At 38.2% G+C, this 19,067-nt stretch carries 16 protein-coding genes; 11 read left to right on the forward strand and 5 right to left on the reverse strand.

The window, feature by feature from the left end; genetic code table 11:
* The first annotated feature begins 59 nt into the window (after positions 1-59).
* From B9O19_RS09385 to B9O19_RS11745, 11 genes are all read left to right on the forward strand, one after another.
* Entirely contained in the window at positions 60-533 is a 474-nt protein-coding gene (locus B9O19_RS09385; RefSeq protein WP_245863047.1) for a ribosome maturation factor RimP, read from the forward strand.
* Positions 534-612: 79 nt separating this feature from the next.
* Positions 613-1,755: a transcription termination factor NusA gene (nusA, locus tag B9O19_RS09390; protein ID WP_102366172.1), complete on the forward strand. Its 1,143-nt coding sequence runs from the start codon at positions 613-615 to the stop codon at positions 1,753-1,755.
* A gap of 22 nt (positions 1,756-1,777) precedes the next feature.
* Entirely contained in the window at positions 1,778-2,023 is a 246-nt protein-coding gene (locus B9O19_RS09395; protein WP_102366173.1) for a YlxR family protein, read from the forward strand.
* Complete coding sequence (locus tag B9O19_RS09400) at positions 2,020-2,337, forward strand: L7Ae/L30e/S12e/Gadd45 family ribosomal protein (RefSeq protein ID WP_102366174.1); 318 nt, start codon at positions 2,020-2,022, stop codon at positions 2,335-2,337. Before B9O19_RS09395 ends, B9O19_RS09400 begins: the two co-directional genes overlap by 4 nt.
* Position 2,338: 1 nt before the next feature.
* On the forward strand, positions 2,339-4,588 hold the full coding sequence (gene infB / locus B9O19_RS09405) for a translation initiation factor IF-2 (protein WP_102366657.1): 2,250 nt from the start codon (positions 2,339-2,341) through the stop codon (positions 4,586-4,588).
* Between the two features lie 36 nt (positions 4,589-4,624).
* A complete protein-coding gene (rbfA, locus tag B9O19_RS09410; RefSeq protein WP_102366175.1) occupies positions 4,625-4,963 on the forward strand; it encodes a 30S ribosome-binding factor RbfA in 339 nt (112 codons plus the stop codon).
* 42 nt (positions 4,964-5,005) lie between these two features.
* Positions 5,006-5,962 (forward strand): DHH family phosphoesterase, encoded by a 957-nt coding sequence (locus B9O19_RS09415; RefSeq protein ID WP_102366176.1) that lies wholly within the window; start codon positions 5,006-5,008, stop codon positions 5,960-5,962.
* On the forward strand, positions 5,950-6,858 hold the full coding sequence (gene truB / locus B9O19_RS09420; RefSeq protein ID WP_102366177.1) for a tRNA pseudouridine(55) synthase TruB: 909 nt from the start codon (positions 5,950-5,952) through the stop codon (positions 6,856-6,858). Before B9O19_RS09415 ends, truB begins: the two co-directional genes overlap by 13 nt.
* Before the next feature lie 14 nt (positions 6,859-6,872).
* Positions 6,873-7,814, forward strand: coding sequence for a bifunctional riboflavin kinase/FAD synthetase (locus tag B9O19_RS09425; protein ID WP_102366178.1), 942 nt, complete (start codon positions 6,873-6,875; stop codon positions 7,812-7,814).
* Between the two features lie 71 nt (positions 7,815-7,885).
* The gene (locus B9O19_RS09430; protein ID WP_102366179.1) at positions 7,886-9,268 is read left to right on the forward strand and encodes an MATE family efflux transporter; all 1,383 of its coding nucleotides are present in this window, start codon (positions 7,886-7,888) and stop codon (positions 9,266-9,268) included.
* Positions 9,269-9,668: 400 nt separating this feature from the next.
* Positions 9,669-11,579: a thioester domain-containing protein gene (locus B9O19_RS11745; RefSeq protein WP_245862918.1), complete on the forward strand. Its 1,911-nt coding sequence runs from the start codon at positions 9,669-9,671 to the stop codon at positions 11,577-11,579.
* 63 nt (positions 11,580-11,642) lie between these two features.
* Here B9O19_RS11745 and B9O19_RS09440 read toward each other — a convergent pair whose 3' ends face one another.
* The 5 genes from B9O19_RS09440 to B9O19_RS11750 all read right to left on the reverse strand — a co-directional run bounded on the left by B9O19_RS09440 (position 11,643) and on the right by B9O19_RS11750 (position 18,649).
* Positions 11,643-13,409, reverse strand: coding sequence for a Na/Pi cotransporter family protein (locus B9O19_RS09440; RefSeq protein ID WP_158648974.1), 1,767 nt, complete (start codon positions 13,407-13,409; stop codon positions 11,643-11,645).
* Positions 13,410-13,663: 254 nt separating this feature from the next.
* A complete protein-coding gene (locus B9O19_RS09445; protein WP_102366181.1) occupies positions 13,664-15,082 on the reverse strand; it encodes an S-layer homology domain-containing protein in 1,419 nt (472 codons plus the stop codon).
* A gap of 27 nt (positions 15,083-15,109) precedes the next feature.
* Positions 15,110-16,501: a hemolysin family protein gene (locus B9O19_RS09450; protein WP_102366182.1), complete on the reverse strand. Its 1,392-nt coding sequence runs from the start codon at positions 16,499-16,501 to the stop codon at positions 15,110-15,112.
* Between the two features lie 734 nt (positions 16,502-17,235).
* Positions 17,236-18,495, reverse strand: coding sequence for a UDP-N-acetylglucosamine 1-carboxyvinyltransferase (gene murA, locus B9O19_RS09455; protein WP_102366183.1), 1,260 nt, complete (start codon positions 18,493-18,495; stop codon positions 17,236-17,238).
* 13 nt (positions 18,496-18,508) lie between these two features.
* Positions 18,509-18,649 (reverse strand): hypothetical protein, encoded by a 141-nt coding sequence (locus B9O19_RS11750; RefSeq protein WP_158648975.1) that lies wholly within the window; start codon positions 18,647-18,649, stop codon positions 18,509-18,511.
* Positions 18,650-19,067: the final 418 nt, after the last annotated feature.

Genomic DNA, 19,067 nt, shown 5'->3' on the forward strand with positions numbered 1-19,067 from the left:
ATTATCAAAGTTAATTGTTGGTATTGAGAATTCAGAGAGGAGTTGTGGTTTTGGGAGCGATGACGTTTTCAAAGATTGAAAAGATTATATTCGACCTTGCGGAGCCGATAGCTGAAGAGAATGGGATTTATATCTATGATGTAGAGTTTATAAAAGAAGGCGGACATTGGTTTTTAAGAGTGTATCTGGATAAACCGGAAGAAAATGAGTATATATCTATTGACGAGTGTGAGGAGTTCTCTAGAAAGCTCAGTGACGTTTTGGATAGGAGTGACCCTATATCGCAGAATTATTATCTTGAAGTTTCCTCACCGGGAATAGAGAGAAAAATAAGACGTGCTGAGCATTTTGAAGCCAGCAAGGGCGAGATTGTTGATGTCGGTCTTTACAAAGCAATAAACGGCAGTAAAACGCTTACAGGTGAACTTATGGGTCTTGATGACGAAGATAATGTGCTTTTGAAGATAGACGGCGAGACTGTGAAGATACCTATCAAACAGACTACGGTTATTAGGACTCATTTTGAATTTTAGTCTTTGCCGAGCTGTTTAAAATTAATTAAATATGTATATCAAATTTCACATATTATATAGAGAGGATGTTTAAGAAAAAATGAGCGCAGAGTTGTTTAATTTGTTGGACGAGATAGAAGAAGAGAAAGGTATAAGTAAGGACGTTGTGCTGGACGCGCTTGAAAGCGCGCTGATATCGGCATACAAAAAGAATTTTGGCGCGGTTGAGGATATAAACGTTAAATTTTCCGATGACGGTGATATAAGAATTTTTGCTAGAAAAGAAGTTGTAGAAGAGGTAGAGGACAGGGAAACACAGATTTCTTTGGAGGACGCTCAAAAAATTAAAGGTGATTATAAGGCTGGAGATGTTGCAGAATTTGAGGTAACACCTGATTCATTCGGCAGAATAGCCGCTCAGACCGCTCGTCAGGTTGTTTTTCAGAGAATACGCGAGGCTGAGCGTGAGAAAATGGTAGATGAATACAGTGACCGTGAGAATAGTATCGCGAGTGCTATTGTCAGAAAAATAGAGCGCAGAAATGTTATGCTTGAAATTGACGGCGCCGAATCTGTTCTTATGCCGAACGAACAGGTGAAACATGATAACTATAGAGTTGGTGAAAGATATAAAGTATTTGTTGTTGAAGTAGCTGATAGTATAAAAGGCGTGCATTTGGTTGTTTCACGTTCGCATCCCGGTTTGGTAAGATGTTTGTTTGAACTTGAGGTTCCGGAAATTGCACAGGGAATAATTGAATTTAAAGGAATTTCCAGAGAGGCAGGTTCAAGGTCTAAAATCGCTGTTGCTTCTACTATGGATAATGTTGATCCTGTTGGAACTTGTATCGGACCTAAGGGAATGAGAGTTCAAAATGTTATTGATGAATTAAGAGGAGAAAAAATTGATATAATCAGATATAGTGATGATCCGGCGGAGTATGTTTCAAACGCACTCAGCCCGGCTGATGTTGTATCGATAGAAGTCTTTCCTGAAAATAAAATGTGTAAGGTTGTTGTTCCTGAAAGCCAGCTGTCTTTGGCTATCGGCAAGGAGGGGCAGAACGTTAGATTAGCGGCAAGGCTTACAGGTTGGAAAATAGATTTGAGTTCTATTCCGGACAATGAGATAAAGAAAGGTGACAAAACTCTGGAAGCTGCTTTTGAGCAGTTGGGAAATGAGCTTTTAACCGAAGAGGATATGGAAAATGAGGTTTCGGAGATTTTGAACGACAGTTATTGAGTTTATTATATTGGAGGGAAATATGCCGACAAGAATGTGCGCAGTTTGCAGAAAACGTTTTGAAAAATCAGAACTGAACAGAGTTGTAATGTCAGAGTCGGGTGAGATTTTTTATGACCGTACAGGAAAGGCCCAAGCCCGAGGTTTGTATATTTGCAGAGAATGTGTGAGAGAAGCGGAAAAAAAGCGTGTTTTTGAGCGTGAATATAAGCGCAGAGTTGAGCCGTCGGTCTATGAGAGATTTGTGTCGGAGGTGGAGTCTGGGTGAGTGATGAAAAACTATTGCGGTTTATCGGTCTTGCTATGAAAGCCGGAAAGCTTATGCTTGGAGACGGCAGGGCTGTTGAATCTATAAGGGCAGGGAAGGCAAAATTAGTTTTAATTTCCAAAGACGCTTCCGATAATACTAAAAAGAAATATAGAAATATGTGTGAGTATCGGAATCTTAAATTATTGGATATATTTTCCGACAGAAATGAATTTGGTCAGTGTATAGGCAGAGATTTTGCGGTAGTGGCCGCAGTTGAGGACGATGGATTCGCAAAGAGAATCGTTGAACTTGCAGAAAGGGTTGATGAATAATATGGAAAAAATACGAGCTTATGAGTTATCAAAAATATTTGGGTTTCCCAGTAAGAATATAGTTAATGTTCTTCATGAATATGGGGTATCAACAAAAAATCATATGAGTGCTCTGTCAGAGTATGAACTTGATGTTATTTTTGAATACTATACTCAGAAGAATCAAGCAAAGGATTTTTCTATCTTTGATAAAAAGAAAGAAGAGCCAAAAGAAGCAGCTGAAAATGTTAGTGATAACGAAGACTTCACTCCGGTTCCGGAAATAGAAGTAGGCAGAAAGCTGCGTACTGTTGATACGCGCGTCAATAATGTGGATCTTGACCGCATTGATGATGAAAAAATTGAGGAGCTTATTCCTGAAAACGTTAAACAGGGAGATAAGAAGCAGAAGATAAATCAGAAAAAGAAACAGCAGCAGAGACAGCAGCACAGCACTAAACAAAAACGCAAACCTGAAAATGTTATAAAAAAGGTTGAAAAGAAAGAAAAGAAGGTTGAGCCGCTCAATGTGCTGGTACCAAATGAAATAACCGTAGGCGAACTGGCTTCCAGAATGAAAAAGTCTCCGGCAGAGATTATAAAAAAGCTGATGCTTTTGGGTATTATGGCTACTGTAAATGAAACTTTGGATTTTGACACAGCTTCACTTATGGTAGAAGAATTTGGCGGAATCGTTGAAAAAGAAATAATTTTAACGGATGAGGAAATACTATTTGATGACTTTGAAGATACAGCTGAACAGCTCAAGCCGCGTTCACCGGTTGTTGTTGTTATGGGCCATGTTGACCACGGTAAAACATCACTTCTTGACGCTATCAGAGACACAAATGTGACAGAGGGAGAGTTCGGCGGTATTACTCAGCATATTGGTGCTCACAGAGTACGTGTAGGAGAGAAAAAGATTACGTTCCTGGATACTCCGGGACATGAAGCGTTTACGGCTATGCGTGCTAGAGGTGCGCTTGTTACTGATATAGCTATACTGGTTGTTGCCGCAGACGATGGAATTATGCCTCAGACAATTGAAGCTATTAACCATGCCAAAGCGGCTGAGGTTTCTATCATTGTAGCTATTAACAAAATAGATAAGGACGGAGCTAACCCTGATAAGGTTAAGCAGGAGCTTATGGAACACGGTCTTGTTCCTGAGGAATGGGGCGGAGATACAATATGTGTTGAGGTTTCAGCAAAGAAGAGACAGAATATAAAAGAACTGCTTGAAATGGTACTGCTTGTTGCTGAAATGAAAGAGCTTAAGGCTAATCCTGACAGAAAAGCTAAAGGAACAGTTATTGAGTCGCAGCTTGACAAAGGCAGGGGTTCCGTTGCTACTGTGTTGGTACAGAACGGTACTTTGCATGTCGGCGACTATGTTGTAGCCGGAACCGCGTCAGGTAGAGTTCGTGCTATGAATAACGATAAGGGAAAGTCTGTTAAAAAGGCCGGACCGTCTATCCCTGTTGAAATTTTGGGATTGTCTGAGGTACCTGAGGGCGGAGACGAATTTTATGTTGTTGAAGATGAGAGAAAGGCCCGCAGTGTTGTTGAGAACAGAAAGTTCCAGGAGAAGAAAGAAAAGCAGAAGAGCGCTACGGCTATATCGCTTGATAATTTGTTTGAGCAGATTGAAGCCGGCAAGATGAAAGACCTAAATATTGTCGTAAAGGCTGATGTTCAGGGAAGTGTTGAAGCTGTTAAACAGTCTCTTGAGAGAATTTCAAATGATGAAGTCCGCGTAAACGTTATACATGGTGCGGTCGGAGCTATCAATGAGTCTGACGTCATGCTGGCGAGCGCGTCCAACGCTATAATTGTTGGATTTAATGTCCGTCCTACAAACGGAGCAAGCGATGCTGCTGAAGACGCAGGGGTTGACCTTCGTATGTACCGTGTTATATATGACGCGATTGAGGATATTGAAAAAGCTATGAAGGGTATGCTTGAGCCGACATTCCGTGAAGAAGTTACCGGCCATGTAGAAATAAGAACCACATTTAAGGTTTCAGGCGTAGGAACTATTGGCGGGGCATATGTTTTGGACGGCAAAATCAGAAGAGACAGCTTGGTGCGTGTTGTTAGAGACGGTATTGTTATACACGAAGGTGAGCTGAATTCACTTAAGAGATTTAAAGATGACGTTAAGGAAGTTAACGCAGGATATGAATGCGGTCTTAGCGTCAGCAATTATAATGATATAAAAGACGGAGATATTATAGAAGCATATATTATGGCACAGGTTGAACCCGAATAATCTGTGCCGTAAAGGCTCGGATAAGAGGAGATATTTATGGCTAATTACAGCAGAACCGACAGGGTTTCAGAAGAGATAAAAAGAGAATTGTCAGCAATAATACGCGATTTGAAAGACCCGCGTCTGCCGCAGATGGTATCTGTGGTTTCGGTGCGCGTCACAAAGGATTTGAAGTTTGCTAAAGCAAACATCAGCGTTATGGGTGATGAAAAAACTAAAAAGGATGCGTTTGCAGCACTTAAAAGTGCGGCCGGGTATATTAAAAAAGAGGTCAGCAAGAGATTGAATCTGCGCCAAACGCCTGATTTTACTTTTGTTGAAGACGATAGCATTGAATATGGAGCCCATATAGAGGAGCTTTTGAAAAATTTATAGTTGTGAACTGCATTAGGACAGACGTATGAAAAGAGGTACTATATGTTTGAAAAACTGATTCCAATAATAGAAAAGGCAAATAAAATTGCAATATTCACCCACACTCATCCTGACGGAGATGCTATGGGAAGTTCTTATGCACTAAAATTGGCGCTTACGTCAATTGGGAAATGCTGTAAGGTATTTTTGCTTGATGACCCTGACGCTTCCGCATTTGGACTGATTATTAAAGGTGATGATATCGAACTGTCACTTGAGGATTGTGATTTAGCCATAGCGCTTGACTGTGCGGACTCTAAAAGGCTTGGAATGTATGAAGAGCCGTTTATGAGTCATCCTAACTCGATAGCTATAGACCATCATGTTACACATGTTGAATTTGCTAAATCGGGGACTGTGTATTCTGATATTTCATCTACATGTGAGCTGATGTTTAATCTATTTAAAGAAATGGATATCAGTATAAATAAAGAAATAGGAAATAATATATACGTCGGTCTGGCGACAGACACAGGCAATTTTAAGTATTCATGTATCAGCGGAGATACCTTAAGGGCAGCAGGAGAATTGATAGATTTGGGTGTGGATTTTGCGAGCATATCAAAGGCTGCATTTGATACAAAGCCTAAGGCGTATTACGATTTAATGGGGATTGCTATAGGAAAGCTGAGAATGGTATGCGATGGCAAAGCTGCAGCGCTCTATTTGGAATCTGAAGATTTTAAAAAAGCGGGAATAAAAGAATCAGAGGCCAATGGTATAGTTAATATACCAAACAGTATTGAAGGAGTAGAGGTTGGGGCGTTTATAAGAAAGCGTGACGATGATGAATACAAAGTGAGTCTTCGTTCAAATAAATATATTGACGTTTCAGAAATTGCCGCTGAGAGAGGCGGAGGCGGACATGTGCGTGCAAGCGGATATAGTGTAACCGGAAAAACTGTGGATGAGATAATTCAGGATTTAGCAGAGGGATTGGATAAAAGATGGCAGGATTAAGCGGTATTATAAATGTTTATAAACCTAAAGGTATCACATCCCATGATGTTGTTTATAAGCTTAGAAAAATTCTGGGAATTAAAAAAATTGGGCATACGGGAACTCTTGACCCGGATGCAGAAGGTGTTCTGCCAATGTGCATAGGCAGAGCGACAAAGACTGCGGATATGCTCACCGCTGCCGATAAGGAGTATATGGCCGAGGTTACGCTTGGTTTCTCAACTGATACTCAGGATTCATCAGGCTCTGTTATAAAATCTGTTGATATGGATGATTTTATTGTTAGTTCTGACGACATTGAAAACGCGGTTACTAAATATATAGGCGATATAAATCAGCTTCCGCCAATGTATTCAGCTATAAAAATTGGCGGTAAAAAGCTGTATGAGCTGGCAAGACAAGGGATTGAGATAGAACGCAAACCTCGCTTTGTAAAAATTAACAGTATTAAGCTTTTGGATTTTTATCCAAATAAAGAACATGTGATGAAATTTAAGATGCTTGTGTCATGTTCAAAAGGAACTTATATCAGAGCGCTTTGTAACGACATAGGTGAAGATTTGAAGTGCTTTGCGCATATGTCAGGACTTGTCAGAACTAAAAGCGGCAGATTTGATTTGGAGCATTCGTATAAACTGAGTGAAATAGAAAACATGGCGGCAATCGGCAATATGTCGTTTTTTACACCTGTAGACGAGGTGTTTTCCGAGTATGGAAAACTAGTACTATCAGATAATGCTGCCTTTAAGATGTGCAACGGGACACAGGTTAAAAGCCCTGCTGAAGCAAAAGACGGCGTTACATATAGAGTATATGATATTAATGGTAAATTTCTTACTATCTCACGTGCGGAGAATGGAAAAATGAAGATATTAAAGACATTCTATCAGGATTAATTGGAGGTGTGAGCGTGGAGTATTACGCACAGGATGAGTTGTTCAACAAGCATGATTTGGATAATCTGCAGCTGAAAAATACAGCTGTTGCGCTGGGTGTTTTTGACGCTATGCACTTAGGTCATCTTGAGATAATAGATGATGTTGTAAAATATGCAAAGGAAAACGGTCTTAAATCAGTAGTATATATGTTTCGTAATATTCCTAAGAGTGTTATTACCAATACGGATATAAAAAATGTTAACCTGTTCAAAAAGAGACTACATATTCTCTATGAAAGAGGGGTTGATATTGTTGTTGCCGAGAGGTTCACATCCGAGTATATGAAAATGGAATATGCGGATTTTATAAAAACTTATCTAGTGGAAAAATTCGACGCCAAATATGTTTGTGCAGGATTTAATTATCACTTTGGATATAAGGGGTTGGGGAATACAGAATCTCTCAAAGAACTCTGCGGAAAATATGGCATAAAGGTACATATTGCAGAGTGTAAGGCTCTTGAAAAACCTGTGTCTAGCACTCTTTTGAGAAAACTTATTGCTTCAGGAGAGATGGAGGAAGCAGCAAAATATCTAGGGCGGCAGTTTTCGGTTACCAGAAAGGTAGAACATGGAGAAAACATCGGACATAAGCTGGGGTTTCCTACTGCCAATATACAACTTCCTGATTTTCATGTTGTACCCAAGTTCGGCGTTTATATTACAAAGGCGAAAGTTGGCGGAAAGTGGTATAAAGCTATAACAAATGTTGGAGGAAAACCGACAGTCGGGACAAATAAGCCATGTATTGAAACATATATGCTTGACTTTGAAAACGATATATATGGAGAGGAAATAGAAATAGAGTTTTATCATTATTTAAGACCTATTTCCAAATTTGAAAATATTGAGGCTTTAAAAAAACAGTTGGCTCAAGATAAAGAGTCAGCAAGAGTTTATTTTAATGAAAAATAAAGTTAGCTGAAAGCGGAAATAGACTGCGTTATATGCAGTGGGTTTCGCTTTCTTTTTTGGGGAGTAAGATAATGAGTGAAAAAGTAAATAAATATGAAATGGACATGTGCAGAGGTCCAATTTTAAAGAAAATGCTGATTTATGCCATTCCGCTAATGTGTTCAAGTATACTCCAGCTTATGTTTAACGCTGTTGATATCGTCGTTGTGGGGAAATTTGCCGGTGATAATTCTCTGGCAGCTGTAGGTTCTAATACTTCAATAATTGGTCTCATAACCAATTTATTTGTGGGTCTTTCAGTAGCTGCTAATGTTCTTGTGGCAAGATTTTATGGAGCAAAGGACGAAAAGGCTCTTGAACAGACTGTACATACTTCAATGCTTCTCAGTCTTTTCAGCGGTATAATTCTCTCGATAATTGGAGTAGCCGGCGCTAAGTGGATATTGGTTTTAATGCAGACACCTGAAGATGTTCTTCCCCTTGCAACGTTATATCTTAGAATATATTTTCTTGGAATGGCTGCTACGATGATATATAATTTTGGAAGTGCAATCTTAAGAGGCGTAGGGGATACTAAACGGCCTTTATACTTTTTGTTTGGTGCCGGAATAGTTAATGTTATATTAAATCTTTTATTTGTAATTGTATTTCATATGGATGTAGCTGGAGTGGCTATTGCCACTGTAATTTCACAATGTATATCGGCTTTTTTGATAGTTCGTTGTCTGATGAAAGAAAACAGCGGTATACGTCTCAAGTTGTCTAAGCTTAGGATAAACAAAAATAAATTGCTGTTAATTTTTAAGATAGGACTGCCGGCTGGTTTTCAAGGAATATTATTTTCTCTTTCAAATGTGGTTATTCAGTCGTCAATCAATTCATTTGGTTCTGTGGTTATGGCGGGTAATGCGGCTGCACAGAATTTAGAAAACTTTGTGTATTTTGCTATGAATGCTTTCCATCAAGCCACAGTGACGTTTACAAGTCAGAATTATGGTGCTCTAAACTATAAGCGAATCAATAGAACTGTGATTCTAGGTGAAACATGTGTTGCTATAGTCGGAATTGTACTCGGAAATTTACTTGTTCTATGCGGCGGCGGACTTCTTGGCATTTATACATCAAGCCCGGAGGTTATAAGCGCAGGAATAGACAGACTTAATATAGTATCGCGAACATATGCTTTGTGCGGAATGATGGATGTTATGGTTGGTGCTTTGAGAGGTATTGGCTATTCGGTTATACCGATGATAGTTTCATTGGTCGGAGCGTGCGGCTTAAGGCTGGTTTGGATAGCCGCTTTGTTTGGAATAGAGCAGTATCATAATGTGACAACGGTATATTTATCATATCCGGTTTCATGGCTTTTAACTTTTATGATACATACATTATGTTTTGTTTTGCTAAAGCGTCATTTAGAAACGCATATGAAAAAATTCGGAGCGGGATATTAATCGCGTAAAAATATGTTTTTGAATGATTGTATTATTATAAAATGGTATTTATATATTAAAATTCATTAAAGTTTTACTGATTACTGTTTTAAAAATACTCCGATAATTTAACTTTAAAAAGTTTATTTTCTATTAAAAGCTTTTTTCGGAAATAGTAGATATAAAAATTGGGGGCTATACAACAGGTGTGTATAATGATTATGATAGATTTTTGACTATAGTATAATTTATAATAAAATAATATATTATACTATATTTTTGGTATCATTTAAACAGATCGGTCTGTCAAATAGACTGATCTGTTTTTTATGCAATTTATCCTCTAACGCTTTTTATGAAACTGCATATCTTATATTGTAAGAGTTTTATTTTTATTAAATATAAATTAGGAGGAATCACTTTGATTGAAGCAGAAAGATTAGTGTCTTCACGCCCGTTTATTATGTATTCGGGAACGGATGTCAGCGGAACCGTAGGGGGTAATCCGAGTGTTCAAAGTTACTGTGGCTTGGATTATACAGCCGCGTCCCGCTATCGTTTAGACAGACCTGATCATAATCAAATATTTCAATTTTTTGGAAATATATTAGGCAGTCAGAATAAACTTGTTTACTGTCTTGATAAATTTGCAGACGGTCCATATAATGACGTGCCATATGAGAGCCGTCCGTTTGAAACACTTTTTCCGGGGGCAACGGAGAGACAAAAAGAAATGTTGGGATGGATTTTGGCAAATACATTTCCGGCTGTGAGCGCGGCTGCTACATTTGCGCTTGCCGGAGTAGATCCGACAGCAGCACCGGTTCTTGACAATAATGATGCGTATGCAGCCGTTCAAGTATCATTATGGGTACTTTTGGAACAGATAGCGCTTGATGAAGTTAATTTTTTAGAGTGTACATCAGGCGAAACTCATCCAAAATCTGAAAGGCTGAGAATTACAGTTTTAGAATTGCTTCGCCTGGCCGGTCAATTTGTTGATAATGAGACGCTGCCTGAAATATCAATTACTCATACAGAGCCATGCTGTGGATTAACCTCATTTTTTAGCTGCTGTAATAATAGTACTTTACCGTCAGACGGCAGTTCTCCATATTTAGTTTTTGCGAATTGTCCTAACGAGGTCAGAACAATTTGCGGAAGGCTTCTGATAGGGCCGTTTCGTGTTTCATCAAGTTTCGCAGGACAGCCGACTATAACGGTTACGCCTTTCTGTAACTGTGGTGAAGATTACTCGGTATCATTTATGGATTTCTGTGGTAATCCAATTTCTAATCCTGTTATAGGACAGGAGTTTTATATTGCTATCAGAACTTGCAAAAGATTTTCGTGCTTTACTATAACCGCTTCATTTACTGGAAATATTACAAGAGTAATAACTTTAGAACCGCAGAGTACAGCATTAAACTATCAGCCTATAGGTACATCTTTTGAGGACCAGTCTATTACATTAAATGCTGAATTATGTATTTGTGTTGAGTATCCGGCATCATCTGAAAGTTTTGTTGATAATGGCAGGTTTGGTATAAATATAAATAATAACAACAACAATAATAACAATAACAATAACAATAATAATAGCGGAGGAGGGTATCCGGGTCAGTTCCCTTGTATACCAATTTGTTATCCGATTTGGCAAAATCCTCGTCCGCCGTATCCGCCGGAACCACCATATCCACCCGATCCGCCGTATCCGCCAAGACCACCGCGTCCACCATATCCGCCGTGCCCGCCATATCCACCATATCCGCCGTGTCCGCCATGTCCACCATGCAGACCGGAGCCGCCATGCAGACCGGAACCGCCATGCGGGCCGGAGCCACCATGCAGACCGGAACCGCCATGCGGGCCGGAGCCACCATGCAGACCAGAGCCGCCATGCAGACCAGAGCCGCCATGCAGGCCGGAACCACCATGTAGGCCGGAGCCACCATGCAGACCGGAACCGCCATGCGGGCCGGAACCACCATGCAGACCAGAGCCGCCATGCAGGCCGGAACCACCATGCAGGCCGGAGCCACCATGCAGACCGGAACCACCATGCAGACCGGAGCCGCCATGCAGACCAGAGCCACCATGCAGACCGGAGCCGCCATGCAGACCGGAGCCGCCATGCAGACCAGAGCCACCATGCAGACCGGAGCCGCCATGCAGACCGGAACCACCATGCAGACCGGAGTCGCCATGCAGACCGGAGCCGTCCTGTAAGTCAACTTCTGCTTGTGCTTCTAATCCACCATATAAGACAACTGCACATATTAAAAATGAAAAAACAGGAAGTCAGATTACTAATAAAAAGCACGGATTTTGATTTACAAACAAAAAAGCTCAATCTTAAAAAGATTGAGCTTTTTAATTTTAAATACAAATAATTTTATAATGCATACTTATGTTTATAAAATTCATAATCCTCTCTGTATTCGCCTGGCATTTCAGCATGTAGACGTCTTAAATATTCATGCCTGTCCAAAGCTCTCTTATCAGATCTTGCTTGTAGTATAGCAACTCCTATGTTTGAGCAGTGATCTGAAATTCTTTCCACATTACTGATTATTTCAAGAAATATTACCCCTGCTTCAACAGAACATTTCTTTGACTTAAGGCGTTTCATATGCTTGCGTTCTAACTTTTCCTGAATACCGTCTACAACCTCTTCAAGAGGTTCTATTTTACAGACCAAGGATATATCATCCCAAGTAAATGCCTGGAATGTAAGTTCCATAATATTTTCAACAGCGTTAAACAGAACTTTTAGACCTTCTTCTGCATCGGGAGAGAATTGTATTTTCCCGTTTATCAGCTTTTCAATACTCTCTCTAATATTGTCACAATAATCACCTATGCGCTCAATGTTGTTTACAAGATGAAAATATGCTGCTGATTTTTCATTATCAGACTGACTGAGCTGTGTATCGGAAACTTTTGTAAGATAAGCAGTCAGATTGATTTCATATTCGTCAAGAAGTTCTTCGTTTGCGAGAATTTTCTCAGATATAGACATATCTTTGTTCTTAATCATCTTTCGGCAGAGCATAACATTTTCTTTAGCTACTCCGCACATGTTTGACATTACAGTATGTACATTATTTATTGCTATGGATGGAGTAGAAAGAAAACGGTCGTCCAGTAATGCAAACGGACTTTCTGTTTCCTCGTGTTTTGTATCTTTGATTGTCTTTTGTGCAAGCCATACCAACAGCCTTGAAAATGGTAAAAGCATTATCGTTGAAGCGACATTAAATATAGAATGGAAAATCGATATATCTGTTGCATTTATTGCCGAATGCCAAAAAGGCAGGCCCAAGGTGTATTGTAATGCATAAATAACAACCATGAATACTATAGTGCCAATTATGTTAAAATAAAGGTGAATCATTGCGGCTCGTTTGGCGTTTTTACTTGCGCCAACAGAAGATAAAAGTGCGGTCACGCATGTACCAATATTCTGCCCCATTATTATTGGAAAGGCAGAGGAAAATACCACGGCGGTGCTGGAAGCTACAGCTTGAAGCATAGCAACCGATGCCGCGCTGGATTGTATAATGGCTGTTATTCCTGTTCCGATAAGAATTCCTATGACAGGATTATTTTGACCGGCAAATACATTCTGAAGCGATGGAATAGCGTTAAATACTACTTCCATAGAATTTGACATGTATTCCATACCAATAAATATAAGACCGAGACCGACTAAAAATTCGCCTATAGTTTTTATATTTTTCTTTTGGCAGAAGAAAAGAAGCCCTGCTCCTAAAATAATAGCAACGGGAGCCAGCGTTGTAGGTTTAACTATGGCAAGGTACCAAACATCTCCGGGCAAATCGTTTAAGCTGAGAATCCACGCTGTTATAGTGGTGCCGATATTGGCTCCCATAATAATTCCAACAGCCTGGCTTAAGGTAAGTATACCAGCATTAACAAAACCAACAACCATAACGGTTGTTGCTGATGATGATTGAGTAAGCGCCGCAACAACGGCACCTAAAATAACTGACTTAAATAAATTTCCGGTAACTTTCTCCATTATCTGACGAAGCTTGTCTCCGGCAGCTCTCTCAAGACCGGTACTCATGGTGTTCATGCCAAACAAGAACATTCCAAGACCGCCAAATAGTGAGAGAATTTGCAGCGCGATATCCATAAAGGACACCTCCATAATTTAATTTAACTCAACTTCCACCGACTATAATATATCATCTTATACGACAAAATACAACTCGTAATATTGCATATATTAGTGATAGTATTTCTTTAGGAAATTTAGTAAAATTTTTGTGTTAAAGAAAATAAATGGAAATATCGTGACTTATTTGAGAAGAATATAATTAAAAGAACCATGTATAGAAAAATACATGGTCTTTTTTTAAAAATAGTATTATTATATTTGAATTATAGTTAAATATATAAAACTGACATACCAACTCCGACCATATCATTGGGAACATCCCCAATTCTCCAGCCGGGTTCAGTAGTTTCGATATAATAGTATTGAATTCCATCTAAGGACAAATTACCGTTGCTTGAAGTCTGTAAACCTACAGCCATATGGTCTTCACTCACTAGGAGAACTGCACCATAACCTAGGAGTTTCAGCATTTTAGCCAAAAGCACCGCACTGTCTTCGCAGTCACCGCCTTGGTCGAATAGTGTTTCTATCGGGTATTTAGGGTATTCTATAACTCCTTTGTAGGTTAAATCATCTTGATATTCCAAGCTTTGAACAAAAGCTGATATAAATCCGGCTATATCATAAGAGGAGGCGAATCCATTGTTTACCGCCATATCTCTGAGAGTTTCAGCAAGAGTATAAACAGCCGTCTCGTCAGCCTCATCCTGAGCATATGCAGAGTAATTATTAGTTCTTGGTTTTGAAACAAAATAGTTATAGTCATAATATGAAATACTTACATCCAGTCTGAAAGTTTCTCCATAGAAAGGATAGTTCCATGAATACGACAACGATTGATAAGGTTTATCCTGATTAAGAGAAAATGAAATTCTTAAGTCTGTGTTGATTATACGTGATACCATTGCTGCGGCTTCAGAACGTAAAATATCTGAAGCTGGATAAAACGTTCCATATTCATCACTACCGGTTACAACTCCTGATTCATAAAGTTTTAATATCTCTTGATAATATGGATTTGACTCTCTGACATCAGGTATGGGAGATATTTCATTAATTTTTTGATAACAGTCAGGCAGAGCTTTAAATAACAAGTAAGCTAACTGTTCTCTTGATGCGGGGTTTAAGTATCTTCCGCTGAATTGATTTGGTTCTATTATCCCTTGGTTAACCGCATACTCAAGATATGGCATGAACCAAGTCATATTTGCCTGTCGGTTAACGGAGCCTACACCGTTTGTATTTATATAAACTCCGGTTTTTGGGGTTTGCGTCATAGAATCGCTGTCATTTATTTGAAAATTGCCGTTTCCGCTTATAGGATATGAATATTTGATATTGTTGTTATCAAGTGAGGCAACGCTTCCGCCAGAGTTTAATTTGTTAATTGTATTGCCGTAGTATTTAGCATTGAGTCTTGAAGCTACTGTTATTGCCTCTGCCAGTGTAATGTTTCCGTCGGGTGTAAACATATTATCGCCGGTTCCGGTCATTATTCCGTATTCATAAGCAAAGCCTACATAGTAATAATACCAATCGTCATCGTAAACATCAGCATATGTAGAAGAATCATAATAGTTTGTCTGTTCAAATTGTGGGAATATTTCGGCAAATGCTGTAGCAGAAACAGATGTTAATATACATAATACGAGAATAGTTGAAATAAATTTTAATTTATATTTTATCATGACGCACCTCACTTATATAGAGTGTGATTAATTGTCATCGTGATTTTTATCGTCAGACGGTTCGTTTATTTCATCGCTTTCAGAACTGTTTTCAGTATCGGGTTCAACCAAAGTAACAACAGCTTCTTCAATTCTGTGGTCAGCGACTTTGGTTACGTTTATTTTCATAGACCCGAAAGACAGCTCAGGCATTTCTCCATCTGCGGGGACTGTTCCAAGCTCATCTAATATTAATCCGGCAAAGGTGTTATATTCTTCGTCAGGAATATCTATACCAAGTTCTTCTTCAACGTCTTCAATTTCTGCGCAGCCCTGAATAAGCCAGCTGTCGTCTTCGCCGGGAAGTTTAACAATTTCTTGTTCCTCCTCAGGCTGATCGTATTCGCTGTACAGTTCACCGACTATTTCCTCAATCAAGTCTTCTTGTGTAACTATGCCTCTAAAACCGCCGTATTCATCAAGAACAATAGCGAAGTGAGCATTTTTATCCTGCATTTGAGAAAACATTTCGTCAGCTTTTATAGACTCAGGAACAAAATATGGCTCTCTTAAAATATCTCTAAGATTTCCATTCCTGTCTTTAAGTAAGAATTTGTAAAAATCACGGCTGTTCAGAACTCCAATGATATCATCTATAGCATTGCCGCATACTGGATATCTTGTATGGTTTGTTTCATTTATAATTTCTTCCCACTTATCAGGACCGTCATTTATCCACAAGATAACTGCGTCGGTTCTGTGAGTCATTATGTCTTCAACAGGTTTGTCGTCCATTTCAAAAATATTATGTATCATTTCTTTTTCATCGTCATCAATGGCGCCGCTTTCTGACCCGATATCAACCATCATTCTGATTTCTTCCTCGGTGACGTCATCATCGTTTTCGTCTGGCCGAATACCAAAGATTTTCAAAATAATTTTTGATATAATTCGAGGAATCCATACAAATGGTATACTCAAATATGTTACAAAGATTGAAATGGGAGTTAAGGCTACAGAAATACTTTCAGAGTATTTTCCGGCCAAACCTTTTGGAACAAAAATTCCAAATATTAAATATACTAAAGTTGTAATGAAAGAAATAATTACAAAACTCAATATACAAGCAGCAATGATATTTATATTAAGCTCGGTAAAGTACGAAACCAGCGGAATCAAATACATATATATTGCACATCCGCCTATTGAGAGCAGTAGTAAGCTGTTTATAAATTGAATAGACGCTACAAAATCCCCTGAGTTTCCATCGAGAAATTTTGAAAGCCGTATGGCTTTTTTGTTTCCGCTGTCTGCTAGTTTTTTAAGTTTTGCATCATTTACTACAATTGTTGACTGTTCGATTAAAGTAAAAAACATACTTAAACCAAACAAAATCAAAAGAATCACCCATAACGATTGCGTAGGGGGCAACGTGTCCAAAAATAATCATCCTTCCGGGCGAACATAACCCATAATAATTTTTATTGTCCATCAGTATAACAGAAAATGCGATAAAAGTCAAATTCTATATTGTAAACGTTTAGTTAACTTTTAAGGTATATCCGTTATATTTATAAAATCTTTAATAATTTTATTTTCTAATCCTATATATCTAAAACAATATTTTTGAAACTTGAAACTTTAATTAGAACTAAAATAGAAATATTTTATAAAGAATAAGTTAGCTAAATAATACAATAAAATATTTTTATAAACTTAAAGAAGTTTTATTACAGGATTGCAGAAACTAATCCACAGTATCTAATAACGTTATAGTATATATCCTTAGAATGGAACAATATTAACTACTACTTTATTATACGAGTTGTAAGATATGTCTTATAAAAAATATAAAATAAGTATATTTAAATGATTGTATTGCAAGCATCGGTAGGTGTGACCACATTTTTCTTAAAAGTGCGTGTTATATATATTAACTTGTTTTGCCATAACTTGCGATGTCATTAATATGTATACTCAATGCGGACAAAGTCCGCCGCGTTAGGCGCGCAGCCGCGGAAAAATAATAACTATATTGTATTTAATTATTATAATATAAGCAAATTTTATTTATTATGTAATTATTTATGTCAACTCAAAATTATTTTTGTTATATAATTTATTACAAGCTGTGGTTCACATAGAGCCACAGCTTGTAATATTAAAATAAACATTCATTCTTTTTTTATATCAACACCAAGATTTTTAAGCTTTTCAACAAAGTTTTCATAACCGCGTTCAATGTGTTCAATATCATGAATTTTACTTGTTCCATCGGCTTTTAGCGCCGCAGCAACTAACGCGGCGCCGGCTCTTAAATCGGTTGCTTTGACTTCCGCTCCGCTGAGACGTTTTACGCCTTCAATAAAAGCGGCGTTGCCCTCTGTTTTAATTTTGGCTCCCATACGGCAAAGTTCAGGAATATGGGCAAATCTGTTTTCAAAAATGGTTTCAACGACCATTCCGTTGCCATCACTTGTAGACAGCAGTGACATGGTCTGAGCCTGCAAATCTGTAGGAAATCCGGGATATGGGAGAGTTTTGATATCTACAGATTTGGGCTTTTGGCAGGGTTTTAAGTCTATAAAATCAAGACCGGTTTCAAACATGAATCCCATTTCTGTTAATTTAGCCAATAGTGGTTTTAAATGCAGAGGTTCAATATTCTCTGTTTTAATTCCACTGCCTAATCCGGCGGCACAGATGATAAAAGTTCCGGCCTCTATTCTATCGGGAATAATCTTATGATTATTTTTGTGCATTCTTGTCGTGCCTTTTATTATTATTGTGTCACTTCCGGCCCCTGTGACTGAGCCGCCCATTCCGCATAGGAAATCAGCTAAATCAATTATTTCAGGTTCGTTGGCAGCGTTTTCTATAGTGGTTGTGCCATTGGCTAGGCACGCTGCTATCATAAGGTTTTCGGTTGCTCCGACACTGGGAAAATCCAAATATATTCTTGTTCCAACCAGACCATTTTTTGCGGACGCTTCAACAAATCCATGACCCTGCTTGATTTTTGCACCCATTGCGGCAAAACCTTTTAAGTGAAGGTCTATAGGACGGGCTCCTATTTTACAGCCTCCAGGAAGTGGTATACGAACATTTCCGAATCTTGCTAAGCATGGTGACATAACAAGGACTGACGCTCTGAGCTTTGAAAATAGTGAATAATCACGCAATCTTTTAGGTTTTGTGATATTTGCTGAGATTCTCATTGAACCGTGCTTGTCTCTATAAATATCACAGCCCAGACCTTTTATAATTTCTGCCATTACATCAGTATCAGAAAGATGAGGGACGTTATCTAAAACTGATTCTTCTTCGGAAAGAAGTGCCGCTGCCATAATCGGAAGAGCAGAATTTTTAGAGCCGCTTATTTTTACATTTCCTCCAAAATTTTCACAGGGACCGTTTATAATATACTTTGCCATATAAAATCATTCCTTAACGTATTATATTTGAAGTTGAGATAATACCGGTGCTTTGTGGGCTTTCACCTGATATGGCCAGTATAGGAACATAGGTTTTTGCAGTTAAAACAAAAGCGCAGGTCAAAATTAATGATGTTATAAGCCTTTTTTTCATAAAATTTCCTCCAAAACCGCATAATAAAATTTTAAGAATTATGCCACAATAGTATTTTGACCTGTAACAACTTTTTTATAACTTGTATTTTTTAAATAAAAAGATAATATTTAAGATAATAATAAAAATATTGTTTTAAAAATAAAAATTTATACAAATAGTGTAGAAGTATGTTATTCTATGTAAATAACGAAAACAATATGATGGATAATAATGATTTGTAATAAAAATATAAAAGAATATAAGTTGTGTCAATACAGAATATTTATTAACTTAAAATACTAAAATAATATAAAATAAAACTTTTCTGTAGCTATCTTATAATTATCATAATATAATACAAATATGTTTGCGAACTTCGGTAGGCTTGCGGAGCAAGCACGTAAGGTTCGCCGTCGTCTGACCGCTGCAAGCGGTC

Source organism: Monoglobus pectinilyticus (assembly GCF_002874775.1).
Classification (GTDB): Bacteria; Bacillota; Clostridia; order Monoglobales; family Monoglobaceae; genus Monoglobus; species Monoglobus pectinilyticus.